The sequence below is a fragment of the Pseudoalteromonas sp. Z9A5 genome (assembly GCF_011378875.1).
GTDB lineage: Bacteria > Pseudomonadota > Gammaproteobacteria > Enterobacterales > Alteromonadaceae > Pseudoalteromonas.
In genome coordinates this window covers 1-16180 of sequence record NZ_WTLC01000064.1, presented here as the reverse complement: position 1 = coordinate 16180, position 16180 = coordinate 1, and the positions used below count along the sequence as shown (strand labels likewise).

Sequence of the window (16180 nt, the reverse complement as noted above, 5' to 3'; positions counted from 1 at the left end):
CTGAGCAACCAGCTAAAGTTGAAGCGCCAGTAGTCACTGAGCAACCAGCTAAAGTTGAAGCGCCAGTAGTCACTGAGCAACCAGCTAAAGTTGAAACGCCTGTTGTAACTGAAAAATCAGTACCGCATGTTAAAACAGTAATTTCGCAAGGTACTGCAAGTGCTCCAATGGCTCAGCCAACAGCAGTTGCTGATAGCGAAGTAAAACATATATCTGTTGCTATGGCTCACGACAAACGTGAACTAGTACCAGACAGTGGCTTACGTGCAGGTTCAATCAAACCTGCTGGTCGTGCAAGTTCTGCAACAACTAAAACATTGAGTGCTGATTAATAACTAACACTCATTGAAAAGCCCCGCTGTTTAATAAATAGCGGGGCTTTTTTGTTTAAATACTTTGAATAATCAGAAGAGTTGCTTCACGCCTTTAATTAGTAATTTATTCACAAAGAGGTTAAGAGGCGCTGCGCTTTTAGAGGTCGTAATAAAGCTAAGTCTAGCTAACTTGAAAAACATCGCTAATAAACCATAGTTTGTGTTTTCTCATTTACTTCTCTTTTTGCAATGGATTTTTTAGTGGTTTATTAGCAAAGGTATCAAATAACTAGAAGCGGTGCTTCTCGCGTAAGCAAGCTTCACGCCTAAAACCAAAATTTAACATTCAGTACAAATTAACCTGTAGGTGCACAACTTGTTGGCGTTACGGGCAACGCCCTCAATAAATGATTTACTCACAAAGAGATAAATAACGATGCCTGTAAAAAAGCGCGATATAAATACCGCGCTCTTAAATCAGCTTTCAAATTTGGTCATAAAAGTTTATTCGCTTTCACTCTCCATAAAGCGTTGAAGCTGATCTTTTAAATTTGGCGGAATACCTTTAATCACTAGAGTATCAGTTGCTTCGTTATAGGTAACACGCTCACCTAAATGTTTACGCTCAAAACTTACGCTTACACCGCCGCCTAATCCCGAGAATTTAACCATACTGGTTACTGTTTTTTTATCTACCGGAAACGACTCTTCTAAATCATAGCTTTGTTCTTTACAAAAACTATCGAACGGACTGTCGTCACCTTTTGTCAGTGTAGCCGAAAGCTCACTTACGCTTGCATCTTCACCGGTCGTTACACAGTCACTACAGTAATCAAAAACTTGCTTACGTAAATCGTCTTTTTCAGATTTATCGAATTGCTGCTCTGATAAGTAATCTTCAACTGCACTTAGCATTACTTGGCTTTGTTGTTTTGAGTCTATACCCTCTTCACAACCTAAAAAGTCTAAGAAAAAGTCAGCAACTTTTCGACCTGCTCGTCCTTTAATAAATGAAATATAACGATTGTCTTCTGCCTGTGTATCCCACGCAGTTAAATCAATACGGGCAGCAAGTTGCATTCGCGATATATCAAGGTGACGCGAAGCTGCTAAATCAAGTTCAGATGTAATGGAATAATGTTCTTTAATATTTATCATCGCAATAAGCATGTAGTCAGTAGCCACATACTGATAATGACAAAAGATTAAATATCCGGTTTCGTTAAACGCATATTTATCTAGCTCTTCTTTTAAAACAGTTGACGCTTGCTCTGTCATGTTCCAAAAGCCTAGTTCATCATTACGGTAGCTTTGCATTGCGGATGCAACTACACTATTTTTATCACCACTAAATGCACAATAACCTTTACCAGGCTTACCGTTGTATGCGTGATGCAATTGTTCGATGAACACAGCCACTTTATCGTTGATGATCATTTCATCATTTCGAAGATGAATTTGCGTATCGTCGTCTTTTTTGTCTACATAATGAACGACTAATTTTTTAACGTCTGTTGTCATCTTTGTTTTTCACGCCTCTAGTGTTAAAATACGGGAATATATCTATTTTATTGAACCAACTGATGCCAATCTTATCAAAATACTCTAATGAAGAAGTAGAACAAATCGTCGATCAGCTTATTGATGTGTTAACTAAACACAATGCGCCAGTAGATCTAAGTCTTATGTGTTTAGGAAATTCTATCACGCATATCTTAAAAGAGCATGTACCAACAGGGAAAAGACAAGCCGTTACTGAGAACTTTGCAAAAGCTCTTGCTCAGTCGGTTAAATAATATTTATGAATTTATCGCAGCACAATGAGTTTTCATCAAAAGCGAGTCAGTTGTTAAGCTGGGGGCATTGGTTTACCTTTGCCAACATTGGCTTAGCGCTATTTATTAGCTTAAGCTATTTATTTTCAGACTCGCCTCCAACAAGCTTTATGGGTATTGTTTATATGCTAGTGACGTGGCTTAGCCACACTAGCTTTATTGCCTTTTTAGCGTTTGTGCTGACGGTATTTCCGCTTAGTTTAGTTTTCCCCTACCCTAGGCACATTCGCGGTATGGCTGCAGTAATAGCAACTTTTGGAGCTTCATTACTCACCCTTGATGCATATGTGTACTTTAATTTGGGGTATCATTTGAGTTCATCCGCTTTGCCCGAAATTTTATCGCTTTTATGGCATCGCTTAACAAGCTCACCGGCCCTAACAACAATACTTGCTGGCGGCATTGTTTTACTTATATTAGGTTTTCAATTAATTGTTAGTAATTTTACATGGCAACGTTTAGAACAATTGAAGCAATTAAAATTTGCGCGATATGCAATTTCATTTTTAATCGTTTGTTTTGCACTAAGCCACAGCATTCATATTTGGGCTGATGCAAATTTAGAGTTTGATGTTACTAAACAAGATAACGTATTACCGCTTTCGTACCCTACAACAGCTAAAAGTTTATTAGCTAAAAACGACCTGCTTGATATAGAAACGTATAACCAAGCGCATAACGTTAAAATTAATAATCAAAATATAAATTATCAAATGCCAGCGCCTTTAGAAAAATGTGAAGACTACACTCAAGCTAACGTAGATATATTTGTATTTGAAACTGATGAACAATTAGCACAGTTTGTAGCTAAAAATAAAAACATGTATAAAACCGAGCGATTTTTACAACCAACTGATCATAGCGATATGCTATTTAGTCTTGTATATGGTTTACCTGCTTTTTATAAAGCCGCAATTGTGAAAGATCAAACTTTACCGGCATGGCAAAGCCAACGCCGCAGTATAGAAATATCAGGAATAGACGAGCTAAACTTTGTTAACGACCAAGCACACACAAACAGTGCTATTAGGGTTATTAAAGGCTCTGAAATTACGGCACCTCGTGATCACGCACAGTTTTTTGCATTTAGCTTAGCAAGTGAAAACCAAGAAGTTGTAAGTACTTCTAGCTTATATAGTTCTGACAAGCGAATTTCTAAAGTTGACGGGTTAATTCAACCAAGTGACTTAATTGCGACAAGTGTTGGACAGTATTTAAATTGTAAAGCAATTACAACGCAAACAATGCTTGGCGTTAACTTATACAATAAAAAAGACGACATAGGCGTTAACTATTCACAAGGTGTCGTTATAGCCTATAAAAAAGATAGAATTACACTAATAGATTCAGATGGTAATTTTAAAAATATTTCTGCCGCTGAAGGTTTTTCTATTGAACAAGGACTCGATATTCCATTTTTAGTGCAAAGCATTAAAAAACTAAAAACATTTATTCAGTAACCGTTACCCCTAACCTAGCTTGCTATACTACCAAGCTAGGTTATAGTTTTACTTTAAGGCTATGGCGCCTAATAAAGTAGAATAATCACAGGGATGACCGTTATGTTTAAACTGTTTACTTACTCTTTTTACGTATATTGTATTTGTATTAGCTTTTATAGTAATAGCGCAAATACTTACTACAAATGTGTTACGGAAAAAGGCACTACCTTTTCTCAATTTCCCTGTGATAATGACGCTACTGTTTATAAAGTACACACTACAACAAATCAGCAAACTGGACCTAAAGTTGACTACACCAAACAATTGAACGAACTAGAACGTGAACGGTTGTTAAGTGGTTTGCAGGCTGAACTTCGTAGTAATAATCATAAATTAACGATACTCGAGCGAGAAAAAGAACGTGCTGAATATAAACAGCAGCAACGCCTCAATCATATTTTAGCTAACGACGATAAAAAACGTATTACTAGCGATATTACTAAAAAGCTAAAAGTGATTAATAAAGAGTATAAAAAGGATGTATCCGCGATTACTAAGCGGATAAAATTACTCGAAAAGAAGATAAATTCATATAAATAAGTTAAACGAAGATTAAAATATTACATCCGTACCATGTACTTTATTTAGCTTGGTTTTAAACTTAAAATAACATACCCTTAACACAATAGAGTATAAGCTCTAGCGTCTATTAAGGAGTTCACATGCAGGCACGTCGTATTGCCGAACTAATTTTAACAGGCTTTAAAAAGCACTATAAACTATTTCAAAAAATAACAGCGAAAGCCCCCCATGCTTTCGCCAATAAAGATTGGCAAGCAATAAATGATATTAGCCGATTACGTATTAGCTATTACGATAATCGCGTTAACGAAACTACACAAGCCTTACAAAAAGCACAATCGACCGATGAGCTAAATGAAGCTCTATGGCTTGAAGTAAAAAAAATATACCAACACTTTTTATGTTTTCATCCTCAGGCTGAGCTTGCAGAAACCTTTTATAACTCCGTATTTTGTCGTCTGTATCATAGACGCTACTTTCATAATGACTTTATATTTGTACAAGCCACATTAAAAGATGACCCACCGGTACCAGTTGAAGCAGAATATAGAAGTTATTTTCCGGTAGTCGATGGTTTAAAACCGACAATAAAACAAATTATTAATCACTTTGATTTTAAAGCTTCATTTGTCGATTTAGAGAGAGATATTCGCCTGCTCGTTAAGGCATTTTATAAGCAAGCACCCGATACACATCATCAACCATGGCAAATGCGATTTGATATACTCCATACCCCATTTTATCGAAATAAAGCAGCTTACATTATTGGTCGGGTTGTATCTAAAAGTGGCGTACAGCCTTTTATAATTGCCGTGCTACACCATGAAGACAAAGGCTTATACTTAGATGCATTATTGACTAAATCATCGCAAATGCGTGTTATTTTTGGTTTTGCTCGTGCTTATTTTATGGTTGAAACTCACGCTCCATCAGCATTGGTACGCTTTTTAAATCAGCTTATGCCGAACAAAACAATAGCTGAACTTTATAATGCTGTTGGTTTTCACAAACAAGGTAAAACAGAATTTTATCGCGAATTTTTAAGTCACCTTACTCACTCTAATGATGAATTTACCATTGCCCCTGGTACGCTAGGCATGGTGATGATGGTATTTACACTCCCCTCTTTTGGCTATGTTTTTAAAGTAATTAAAGACAAGTTTGGTGAAAGTAAACCATTTGGCCGCGACACTGTTTTAAAACGCTATCAATTAGTAAAAAGTCATGATCGCGTTGGGCGTATGGCTGACACCATAGAGTATTCTAACGTCGTATTTCCTTTAGTCCGTTTTGATAGTAATTTACTTGCGCAATTACATAAAACAATTGGCTCATCAATGGTGATCGAAGGTGATTGGTTAATCATCAAACATTTATATATTGAAAGGCGCATGACACCACTGAACCTATTTTTAGAAAATGCAGATGACGAAAGTGCTGCTGATGCAATTGAAGAATATGGTCAAGCACTTAAAGAAATGATTGCCGTTAATATCTTTCCAGGCGATATGCTATTAAAGAACTTTGGGGTAAGTAAACACAAACGTATAATTTTTTATGATTATGATGAAGTGCAATATTTAACGGATATGAACTTTAGAGCTCTACCTAAAGCAAAGAGCTACGATGACTATCTTACAAATGAGCAGAGCTATTCAGTGGCTCCTCAAGATGTATTTCCTGAACAGCTTTGTACTTTTGTAACGCCAAACCCAACGTACAAGCAATTTTTATTAAGCACACACCCTGAATTAGTTGACGTTAATTTTTGGAAGCAGGCACAACAAAATATAAAAAATGGGCAAGTGAGCCATATTTACCCATACCCGACAGCACAGCGCTTTATCCATCACTGGTAAACGAAGGACACACATGAATATAAGTAAAATAGATTTAAATTTACTGGTTTACCTCGACACGCTACTACGAGAATGCAACGTAACACGCGCTGCAAACCAATTGAGTATTACACAACCTGCAATGAGTAATGGTCTTAAACGGTTGCGAAACCTCTTTAACGACCCTATTTTAGTACGAACCAGCGATGGTATGGTACCGACAGAGCGTGCATTAGAGTTACAACCTGTAATACGCGGTATATTAATGACTCTTGAAGAGACTCTTGCGCCAAACAGAGAGTTTGAGGCAAGCCAAAGTAAACGCGTATTTAGGATTATGGCAAGCGACTATGCGGCGAGCACTCTAGCACCCAAACTGCTTAGTAAATTACACGACGAAGCCCCCGACACGACATTAGATATACTCACCCCTAGTGATGTGACTTTTCATGATGTAGAAAATGGCAAAGTTGATATGGCTATTAATCGCTTTGAAAATCTACCTCAATCGTTTCATCATAAGCGTATTTGGAAAGATAGCTTTTGCTGCTTAGTTAAAGCTGACAATCCCATTATCGAAAGCTTTAGTTTAGATAGCTATTTAAAGGCACGTCATATTTGGGTAAGTAAAACAGGCTTTGGTGTTGGCGTTGGAATGGATCCTAAAGATGTACAAAAACTTGGTTGGGTAGATGAAGCCCTTGCTCATTTTGGTAAACATCGCAATATTGCTACTTTCACACGTAATTATCATGTGGCGATACACCTAGCCAAAGAAAAAAACCTCATTGCGACTCTTCCCTCTAAAGCTGCGAACATGTACTCGGATGATCCTGGGCTTAAAATTTTAGAACCGCCCTTTCCTATCCCTCCTTTTGAGTTAGATATGATTTGGAGTCCTCTTTTGCACAGAGATGCGAGCCATATTTGGTTACGACAAAAAGTAGCTGAGGTTGCCGAAGAGCTAAAATAACCTTATTACACAATATCTTGTAAAAATTGCTGGGTTAAAAGTATTATAAATTAACTTAGCAATTTGAATTCGTTATTATTTCAATAAAAATCAATAGGTTAAAATAGATTAACATGGTGGAATAGCCTTTGCTTTATTAAGTTGTACTTTAATATTCATTTAATAAAAGAGGTCATTATGAACACCCATCAAGGAACAGAAGTAAATCATATTACTGACATTATTCAAGTAATGAACAGCGGCATCGACTTTTACGAAAAAGCCCAAGAAAAAGTAAAAGATCCTGCTATTGGCGCACTTTTCCAGCGTATGATTGATGCCCGTAAAGTAAGTGTTGAGCGCCTACAACCCTATGCTATTAACGAAAAAGGCGAACGCGAAGATGGCTCTTCATTTGCAGTAGAAGCACGCCGTGCATATACAGCCGTTTTAACTACATTTAGTTCAAATAACGATAGTACATACGTTAAAGAGCTTGAAGAAGTAGAAGATAAGACACTAGCAGAAATCAAAGCTGCAATGGATAAACCTCAACCCGCAGATTGTGAAGCAGCTTTAGCAAAAACATTGTTAACAATGCAAAGCTGTCATGCTGAGATGAGTCGAATGCAAAAGCATTAAGTTTTAATTTTTTACGTCAAAACGCCCAGCCTTGTGCTGGGTTTTTTATTGCCTTTAAATAATCGATGATTTAAATATTACATAGTGCGACATAATTTATACAAATATTTAATATTATTAGAATATTTAATTAACCACACTTTATTTTAGCTGTGCTAGTTTTGTTAATAGGATCCTAAAACCTCGCTGTGGCGCCGCAGCATTTAACTAAAAGTAAGGTCCAATATGAAAAGTAAACTAACTAAACTGCAAAATAATGCTGATGTAGATATGACACCTATGCTTGATATAGTGTTCATATTACTAATTTTCTTTATTGTAACTACATCTTTTGTAAAACCGGTAGCTATTGAATTAAACCGCCCGCTCGATAGCCCTCAAATAGACAAACCAGTTAAAAATGCGTTATTTAGTATTGATGAAAGTAACGCAGTGTACTTTGCTGATAGGTTGATTGACTTAGAGCAAGTCTCTACTAACTTAGCAATGTTTGCTGCAAAATATGAAATAAGTTCGGTATTGATAAAAGCTGACGAAAATAGTAATCACAATACATTGATGAATGTAATGAACAATATTAAAGAGTATGAGAACTACTCTATTGCCCTAGTCTCTAAATAAGCATTTAGAATAAACAAAGGGCCTTACGGCCCTTTAACTATAAATAACAATAGGGAGTGTTATCTTTAAAAACGGTATTCTGCGCCTACATAGTAATAAGCACCATTAAATCCAAATGGAGCTGAGCGACGAGAGTATTCAAACACGCCAGAGCTACTTACCACTGTATTGCCATTAGCATCTACAATTGTGCCCGAGCGAGAGTTACCAATTTCATTCTTATCTGGGTAAACATCAAACAAGTTGTTTGCACCAATATTTACAGATAAATTTTCAGTTACAAAATAATTAACTTTTACATCAGTTAAAATTTCTGCTGAATAAGTTTGGCTGCCACCATCTTCAACTGTGTATTCACCAAAGCGATTAAGCGATAAATTAACCGTCCAGTCTTCATTTTGGTAAAGCGCACTTAAGTTAATGCGATCTTCAGGCTGCCATTCTTCAATGATTGAAATTTCTTGGTCTGAGAATACATCTTCAACTGGCACAGTTTCTAAACCTGAACCTGATGGTGTAAATAATGAAACAACATCAGTTTTAGTAAAGTTAGCTGCTAATGTAAAATCAAGCGTGCCATCTAAGCCTTCAGTATTCCATGTTGCTACAAAATCAACACCGCGAGTTTCTGTATCAGCTCCATTTAAGAAAAATTGACCAGCTCCTGCACCTGAGCTAACTAATGCAGCATCTAAGCTTGAAGATAAACCTTTACCTAAACGGTTACTTATAACTATACGGTCGTCGATATCTATTGAGTAGTAATCAACCGTTACGTTAATGTTATCTGTAACGTTATAAACAATACCTAAACTGCGGTTTTGCGATTTTTCTTCTTTAAGTTTTGGAATACCTAAACTTTGCGCAAGTGCTGAGTCATTTCTAAAAGTACCTACTTCTTCAGCTACTAACGTGCCATCTGGACCAATAACAAACTGTGTACTTATGTTGTTAAAGTACAATTGCTGCATTGAAGGCGCTCTAAAACCTGAACTTAACGCACCACGTAATGAAACGGCATCCGTTATTGACCAGTTACCAGCAAGTTTAAAGTTGACTGTATCGCCAAAACCTTTGTAATTATCGTAGCGTAATGCACCTGATAAAATTACATCATCAATTACATAGGCTTCTGCGTCTAGGTAAAACGAAATTACATCTCGCGACTCATCAACCGACGATGCTGGCGATGAACCACCAAAACCTTGCGTTCCACCCGACGCATCTTCAGAGCCTATTCCGCCGCTTAAACCATCGTATATGCTTACACCATTGTTAGTATCGTAATCACGGTATGCGTATTCATTACCCTCTAAAATGCGGTATTCATCAGTACGTATTTCAGCACCCATCGCTAAAGAGTAATCATCAAAGTTTTGAGTAAAATCAATATTGAGTGTTTGTAGTGATAATTCCATACCGTAAGCATATGCTTCACGTGGGATCGTTGCGCGAATATCAGCGGCACTTAAACCTTGATCGTAACGTAAAAAGTTAGCATAAGAAGCATTGATAGTGTCACTTGTTGTGTAATCAATACTGTTTTCGCCGTAAGTATAAGAAATATCTAAACTAGCGTCGTTATCAAACTCAGTTTTATAACCAAAGTTATAAGAGATATCGTCGATAGTCGTATTAATTTTTGGTAAGAAACCTAGCGGAATAGTTGCGTCGTTATCTTGTAAAACAGAGTTACCATCTGCATTTGCATTATGGCGGAAAAATGCTGCCGATTCATTATCACGTGTAGAGTAAGTAATGAAACCATAAAGCTCGCCATCACCTAATTGGTAACCCGTATTCACAACTAAACCAAATTGTTGTGAGTCTGCATCACCAATTCTAAAAGTGTCTCTATCTGCTGTAAGTTCGCGAGGGTCACCGGCTAATAAAGTACCATCGCTAAGTTCTGTACAACCATAAAACTGACACGAACCATGTACACCGGCACGATTTGTTGGCGCTCGGTCGCGATAATTAAGTGTTACATTTACATATCCGTCGTCGCCTAAAGCAAGACCTTTGTTAAAATCTAGGTTAACAGTTTCGCCATCGCCTTCAGAATATTGCCCGTAATTTATAGCGGCTTTACCACCTTCACTACCATCTTTAAGTACAATATTAATTACACCAGCAATTGCATCCGAACCATACTGCGCAGCAGCACCGTCGCGTAATACTTCAATACGTTTAATTGCAGAAGCTGGAATTGCATTCATATCGGTACCCGCAGTACCACGACCTACCGATGAGTTAATATGAATAATACTTGCTTGGTGACGACGTTTACCGTTGATCAGCACTAAGGTTTGATCTGGACCTAAACCACGAAGTGTCGCAGGTCTTAATGCATCAGTACCATCACTAATAGCTGAACTTGAAAAGTTAAAAGAAGGGGCAATAGCCTGTAACATGCGACCCACTTCTGTCTGGCCTGTATTTTCAAGTGCTTCTGCACTCAAAATATCTACTGGAACGGGTAAATCTTCAACTGAACGACCCGCTACACGACTACCTATGATAGCAATTTTTTCAATTTTTTCTTGAGCAACATCTTCTGCTGCATTTACGCCTTGCGAATTTGCTGCAAGTAACGCTGGTAATATAGCTGCACTGACCGCTGAAAGCTTAATCATGTTGTTATCATTCCTGTTGATTTGTTTGAGTTTTATACTCAGTAAACCATCTTGATCAACAACCGCATCGAGTTGGGTCCCACTTAACAATGCCTGTAAGGCATCTAACTGGGTGTAAAATCCATAAACCGAATTTGCATCGTACTGCTTTGCTAACTCATAAGAAAACATCACGGTTTGCTCTGTTTGTTTAGCAAATTCAATTAAGGCTTTATCTGCTCGCTGCGCTTTGATATCAAATTGCACCATTTGCCCAGTGGTTTGTGTAGCTGCTTGTACACTTAAGCTCAAAAAAGCCGGTACAAGCACACTAAAGCCACTCAATAAATGCGTTTGGTTACTGCGCAACTTATACAAACAGGTGGCAAACAAAAATCCTCTATAGTTTTGTTTCTTTTTTTTAATGTTTTTTTTACTTACAGTCTTTATTGGTGCAACTTTATCTAACATTTGCTTAATTTGCATAACTGCTACTTATGATTCTGTATGGTGTTTAAGACTGACTACGTATTCACCTAAACGCTCATGATCAATTGAAAAGTTTGTTTGTAAACTCTCAAGTAATCCTTCAACGTCACCTGCTTTAAATACTCCCGCAACTTTAATACTGCCAAGCTCTGCAGATGAAAGCTCAAAACGTGTTGAGGTATAGCGGCTAACTTCATTTAATGCATCACTTAGCTCTTCACCATTAAAAATAAGCATGCCGTTTTGCCATGCTAAATCTCGTTGTACATCGTCAACAGATAACTGAGTAATTGGTTTAGTAATGCTTTTTTGAATAATGATTTTTTCGCCTGAGGTAACAATGTTTGCGTTAATTTTTCGAATTTTTTGTGTGCTGTTATTAGCAAGTTGATAGGCTTTAAAATCATTAGCATCTACAGCAACACTTGGATCGGTAACCATAACTTTACCTTCAGTTACTACCAGCTCTAAATCTGAAGAGGTATTGCGTTGAACATTAAATACAGTGCCTAAAGCCGTAAAGCTCTTATCGCCAGCCATAACACTAAACGGGCGGGTAGCATCTTTTGCAACATTAAATCGCCCTTCACCTTTGCTTAAAAGTAATTGCCTACGTCCTTTGCTGTATGCGACCTCTAATAAACTATTGGTATTTAACTGAACAATAGTGCCATCAGGTAATACGTATGTGGCTTGCTCGCCTACTTTCGTTTTATAAATTTTAGTGTAATTAATCTTTGCTAACTCTTGGCTGTAACCACTTTCTAAATTAATGAGTAAATAGCTGCACACCATTAACGCAGCAAATAAACTCGCTGCTATTGAATACGAAAATACCCAGTTAGATTTTTGTGGCACGGTACTGCGATGAGGAAATAAACTACTTAATTCATTTAATACCGACAGCTCATCCCATAAATGGGCTAGCTCGTATACGGCATCTTGATGAGCCGTACTTTGCATCATCCATAATTTAAATTGCTCTTTTTCGTCATCATTAAGTCCGCGATCAATCGCGCTTATCCAATCACAGGCTTTTTCTAAAATTAAGTCTTTTGAGGTAAACTGATGCACATTACTCATTTTGCTACCCTCTGAGTAGACAGCGGTTGCAGTGACGTTGGAATATTATCGCTATGCGCATTAATATTCCGGTCATGCTCTCGCATATACAATATTGTTTGTAATAATCCTTTGGCAATGTGTTTTTCAACAGTACTTTGACTTAGCTGCATTTGTTCTGCTATTTCTTTTTGACTCATGCCATATACTTTTTTTAATATAAAACACTTTCGAATTGATGAGCTTAATTGCTCGGTTGCTTTGCAAAAAAGTAAAAAGCGCTCTTTTGAAGTGTATTCGTCTTCTAATTGCATTGATTTAAGCAACGTGGGTAATTCACTGTCGTGCTCTAAAGACTCGCTAAATTTGTTATCCCATTTTGCAATGTGATTTAGCGCTAAATGTTTAGCTGTTTTGAGCATGTAACTACGCGTAAATTGAATATCTTGCTTTAAATCAGCTTCATAGCTTTTTATAAACGTTTCTTGCACAATGTCTTCTACATCATCGGGTTGTACAATACGTGATACAAAACGTTTAAGTTGACTTGAAACATCAACAAATGTTGACGTAAAACTTACTTTTTTCGTCATCCTTAACACCCACCTGTTATTGTTTGTATGGTCGTTAGATTACGAGTTTTAAGCATAAAAACCAAGCCCAGATGTTAACATTAGGTAATTTAAATAAATGAGAAGATATATGAGTAAACTTTTAGACTACATAAGGCTTAGCTTTTTTGCATGTGGTTTACTACTTGGTGTACAAATACCTGCTTTTGTTAGCGATTTTGGACAAGCGCTCAACGCACATTTAGTTGAGGCAAATACGGCAATTGCACCATTTAAAAAAGATGCAGCTCAATACTTTAATAATGATTTGAGTAAACTCATTAAACATTACCAAAATTTAGGTGATGATATAGTTGGTAAAGGTGGGAATCATATAAATACGCTTTTTAAACGCCAACAAAGTCTACAGCAAGCAGTAAATGAATTTACCCAATCCCCATATTTATTTACTTTATCGAGTGATCTTACAAACATAAAACAACAAGTTTGGCTTCATTTTGAAGGTCAAATAATACTTAAAAAAGACTCTATTACGGCCGCTATTATTGCTGCCATTTTAATAGCAATGCTTGCTGAACTTTGTGGGTTTTTATTACTTGTTGGCTTTAAACGTGGCTACAAAAAACTGTTAAAAATTAAGGAATAAATAAAGACTTCATAAAATCGTAAAACACATCAGTTTTTCGTGTTGTTAAGCTGTTCTGTGGTCGTAAAAACCATACCGGTGCATCACTTTGTGCCATTACACCTGGCATTACTTCTATTAAAGTGCCATTTTTAATGTCTTCATGAATTGCTATCATTGATTTAATTGCAATACCATGACCAGCAATGGCGGCTTGAGTCATGTTGTCTGAATTAGAAATAGTAAATCGTGTTCTCGCGTTAAACGTGTGTATTTTACCTTGTTCATCAAAAAGCTTTAATTGCCTTTGCCACGGTAAACATACCCAGTAATGGTCGCTCAATTGCGTTAAGTTTTTAGGCATCCCATATTTTTCTATATAGCTAGGAGCTGCGCAAAGTATACGGCTATTGTTAACTATTTTTCGCGAAAGCAAACCTGAATCATTTAGTTGCCCAACTCGAATTGCCACGTCTTGTGCATCATCAACTACATTTACAAAATGATCGGTTATTAAAAAATCCAGTTTTAGCTCAGGATAATTTTGCTCAAATTCAGTTAACTTTGGCATTACATATTTTGAAAAAACCCAAGGAGGCATCGTTACTCTTAACAAACCACTAACAGAAGAACTGCGTGCACCAATACTGTGTTCAGCGTCATGTAGTGCCTCAATAATAGCCCCCACTCGCGTGTAAAAAATCTCTCCTGCCGGCGATAAACGTACTCTGCGGCTATCTCTAAAAACTAAAACAGTAGACAATTCACGCTCTAATTTACTTAGCCGATGGCTTACTGTTGCAGGTGATAAGCGTTGCTCACGCGCTGCAGCAAGTACCCCCTTGTTTTCGACTACCGCTATAAACGTTTCTAAGTCACTCAAGTTATACATAATAATGCCAATATATACTTTTCAATGTTTAACATTTTCGAATGAAGCTTTCACTTTTGCAATGTTTATTTAAATAACTAAAACACTATACTCGAACGCAGTTCAATTATTGAGGTTTTATCATGAGTTTAAAAGCGCAAATAGATGCGTACAATGTTGAAAAAGACGCCAAGTTACCGGCTGATGTTTTAGCATTAATGAACACGACAAACGAAGAACTGATTGCACAGCATATTAAAGATAACGCTTTGCAAATTGGTCAAAAAGTAGAAAAATTTAGCCTAGCTAATCACAACGGCGAAAACGTTGAGCTTGAAGATTTACTTAAAAAAGGCCCGGTAATTGTTAGCTTTTACCGTGGTGGTTGGTGTCCATATTGTAATTTAGAGCTAAAAGCCCTGAACGATTATTTACCTCAATTTAAAGCTCAAAACGCACAGTTAGTAGCAGTATCACCACAATTACCTGACGAAACGCTATCTACAGCACAAAAGAATGAACTTGAATTTGATGTTCTTTCAGATGTAAGCAATAAAGTAGCAGAGCAATTTGGCTTATTATTTACGCTAGATGAGCGTATTCAAGCTTTGTATACTAAGTTTGGTATTGATTTTGAACATTACTACGGTGATAAAAGTTATAAACTTCCGTTACCGGCTACCTACGTAATTAATCAAGATAGCATTATTACTTACGCATTTTTAAGCGAAGACTACACATTACGCGCAGAACCTATTGATATAATGACAGCACTTGAATCGGAGAATAGTTAATGTCTATTTTAAAATCGTTAAAAACAATCACACTTTCACTTCTTGTAGGTACTAGCCTTGTATCAGGCTATGCAATAGCTGATGAAGCACAAGAACAAGCAAAACCTAAAGTACTTATTTTTGATGTAAACGAAACTCTACTTGATTTAACGTCAATGCGTACCTCGATTGGTAAAGCACTTGGCGGACGTGAAGACTTATTACCATTGTGGTTTTCAACTATGTTACATCATTCGCTTGTAGATACTGTAACAGGTGATTACCACGATTTTGGTCAAATTGGTGTTGCTTCTCTTGCAATGGTTGCTAAAAACAACAATATCAAAATTACTAATGAGCAAGCTAAAACAGCTATTGTTACTCCACTTTTAACACTTCCGCCACATAGCGATGTTAAAGAAGGCTTGGCTAAACTTAAAGCACAAGGCTATAAATTAGTTAGCCTTACAAACTCTTCAAACAAAGGTGTACAAGCACAGTTTGAAAGCGCTGGTTTAACATCGTACTTTGATGCGCGTTACAGTATTGAAGATATTAAAATTTATAAACCGGATCTACGTGCTTACGAGTGGGTACTTAAAAAGCTAAATGTAAAACCAAGTGAAGCAATGATGGTAGCGGCGCACGGTTGGGATGTAGCTGGTGCTAAACAAGCTGGTTTACAAACGACCTTTATTGCACGCCCAGGTAAAGCACTTTACCCATTAGCAAAAAAACCAGATCATGTAGTAAAAGACTTATTTGAACTAGCTGAAATACTTAAATAATACTAGGGGCTGTTGATCTTTGTAGTATATATATTAATCAGCCCACATTGGTAGCCACATCATAGTAAATGCTAAAGCGGGCATGGAATGATAATTCCGTTCAAGCTTTTCATACCTTGTAGCTATCCCTCTATATTGTTTGATCCGACCAAAGGCATT

The 16180-nt window shown here is 36.9% G+C and carries 16 protein-coding genes and 1 pseudogene; 11 read left to right on the top strand and 6 right to left on the bottom strand.

The genetic code is table 11. The features are described from left to right. Window positions 1-332, top strand: a pseudogene (locus GQR56_RS20180) (ribonuclease E); the annotation flags it as partial. 486 nt (window positions 333-818) lie between these two features. Here GQR56_RS20180 and yejK read toward each other — a convergent pair. After that, window positions 819-1835 (bottom strand): nucleoid-associated protein YejK, encoded by a 1017-nt coding sequence (gene yejK / locus GQR56_RS20175; protein ID WP_024612908.1) that lies wholly within the window; start codon window positions 1833-1835, stop codon window positions 819-821. A 62-nt stretch (window positions 1836-1897) separates the two neighbouring features. On the opposite strand from yejK, the gene GQR56_RS20170 reads away from it, so the two are divergent. From GQR56_RS20170 to GQR56_RS20140, 7 genes are all read left to right on the top strand, one after another. Further along, the gene (locus GQR56_RS20170; RefSeq protein ID WP_002961475.1) at window positions 1898-2110 is read left to right on the top strand and encodes a DUF1414 domain-containing protein; all 213 of its coding nucleotides are present in this window, start codon (window positions 1898-1900) and stop codon (window positions 2108-2110) included. 5 nt (window positions 2111-2115) lie between these two features. Continuing rightward, window positions 2116-3609 carry a DUF3413 domain-containing protein gene (locus GQR56_RS20165; protein ID WP_166114978.1) on the top strand — a complete coding sequence of 498 codons (1494 nt, stop codon included), beginning with the start codon at window positions 2116-2118 and terminating at the stop codon, window positions 3607-3609. Window positions 3610-3711: 102 nt separating this feature from the next. Next, window positions 3712-4191: a DUF4124 domain-containing protein gene (locus GQR56_RS20160; protein ID WP_166114975.1), complete on the top strand. Its 480-nt coding sequence runs from the start codon at window positions 3712-3714 to the stop codon at window positions 4189-4191. 122 nt (window positions 4192-4313) lie between these two features. Beyond that, window positions 4314-6032 carry a bifunctional isocitrate dehydrogenase kinase/phosphatase gene (gene aceK / locus GQR56_RS20155; protein WP_166114972.1) on the top strand — a complete coding sequence of 573 codons (1719 nt, stop codon included), beginning with the start codon at window positions 4314-4316 and terminating at the stop codon, window positions 6030-6032. A gap of 13 nt (window positions 6033-6045) precedes the next feature. Continuing rightward, window positions 6046-6984, top strand: a complete 939-nt coding sequence (locus tag GQR56_RS20150; RefSeq protein ID WP_024612904.1) for a LysR family transcriptional regulator — start codon at window positions 6046-6048, stop codon at window positions 6982-6984. A gap of 177 nt (window positions 6985-7161) precedes the next feature. Then, on the top strand, window positions 7162-7605 hold the full coding sequence (locus tag GQR56_RS20145; RefSeq protein ID WP_024612903.1) for a PA2169 family four-helix-bundle protein: 444 nt from the start codon (window positions 7162-7164) through the stop codon (window positions 7603-7605). A gap of 225 nt (window positions 7606-7830) precedes the next feature. Further along, window positions 7831-8226, top strand: a complete 396-nt coding sequence (locus GQR56_RS20140; protein ID WP_166114969.1) for a biopolymer transporter ExbD — start codon at window positions 7831-7833, stop codon at window positions 8224-8226. A gap of 65 nt (window positions 8227-8291) precedes the next feature. On the opposite strand, the gene GQR56_RS20135 is transcribed toward GQR56_RS20140, so the two are convergent. From GQR56_RS20135 to GQR56_RS20125, 3 genes are read right to left on the bottom strand one after another with little or no spacing between them, the layout of a single operon-like run. Continuing rightward, window positions 8292-11327, bottom strand: coding sequence for a TonB-dependent receptor (locus GQR56_RS20135; RefSeq protein ID WP_166114966.1), 3036 nt, complete (start codon window positions 11325-11327; stop codon window positions 8292-8294). A gap of 9 nt (window positions 11328-11336) precedes the next feature. Beyond that, entirely contained in the window at window positions 11337-12413 is a 1077-nt protein-coding gene (locus GQR56_RS20130) for a FecR domain-containing protein (RefSeq protein ID WP_166114961.1), read from the bottom strand. Beyond that, window positions 12410-12985, bottom strand: coding sequence for an RNA polymerase sigma factor (locus GQR56_RS20125; protein WP_024612899.1), 576 nt, complete (start codon window positions 12983-12985; stop codon window positions 12410-12412). Before GQR56_RS20125 ends, GQR56_RS20130 begins: the two co-directional genes overlap by 4 nt. Window positions 12986-13094: 109 nt before the next feature. On the opposite strand from GQR56_RS20125, the gene GQR56_RS20120 reads away from it, so the two are divergent. Then, on the top strand, window positions 13095-13610 hold the full coding sequence (locus GQR56_RS20120) for a DUF2937 family protein (protein WP_166114958.1): 516 nt from the start codon (window positions 13095-13097) through the stop codon (window positions 13608-13610). Here the strand turns inward: GQR56_RS20120 and GQR56_RS20115 are convergent. Beyond that, complete coding sequence (locus tag GQR56_RS20115) at window positions 13600-14481, bottom strand: LysR family transcriptional regulator (RefSeq protein ID WP_166114955.1); 882 nt, start codon at window positions 14479-14481, stop codon at window positions 13600-13602. The two genes, GQR56_RS20120 and GQR56_RS20115, sit on opposite strands and share 11 nt — an antisense overlap. A 122-nt stretch (window positions 14482-14603) precedes the next feature. On the opposite strand from GQR56_RS20115, the gene GQR56_RS20110 reads away from it, so the two are divergent. Both GQR56_RS20110 and GQR56_RS20105 read left to right on the top strand, forming a co-directional pair. Continuing rightward, window positions 14604-15254, top strand: a complete 651-nt coding sequence (locus tag GQR56_RS20110; RefSeq protein ID WP_166114952.1) for a peroxiredoxin-like family protein — start codon at window positions 14604-14606, stop codon at window positions 15252-15254. Further along, window positions 15254-16021, top strand: a complete 768-nt coding sequence (locus GQR56_RS20105) for a haloacid dehalogenase type II (protein WP_024612895.1) — start codon at window positions 15254-15256, stop codon at window positions 16019-16021. The genes GQR56_RS20110 and GQR56_RS20105 overlap by 1 nt, the downstream gene beginning before the upstream one ends. A gap of 33 nt (window positions 16022-16054) precedes the next feature. On the opposite strand, the gene GQR56_RS20100 is transcribed toward GQR56_RS20105, so the two are convergent. Further along, a partial coding sequence (locus GQR56_RS20100; RefSeq protein ID WP_166114949.1) for a transposase occupies window positions 16055-16180 on the bottom strand: 126 nt, incomplete at its 5' end.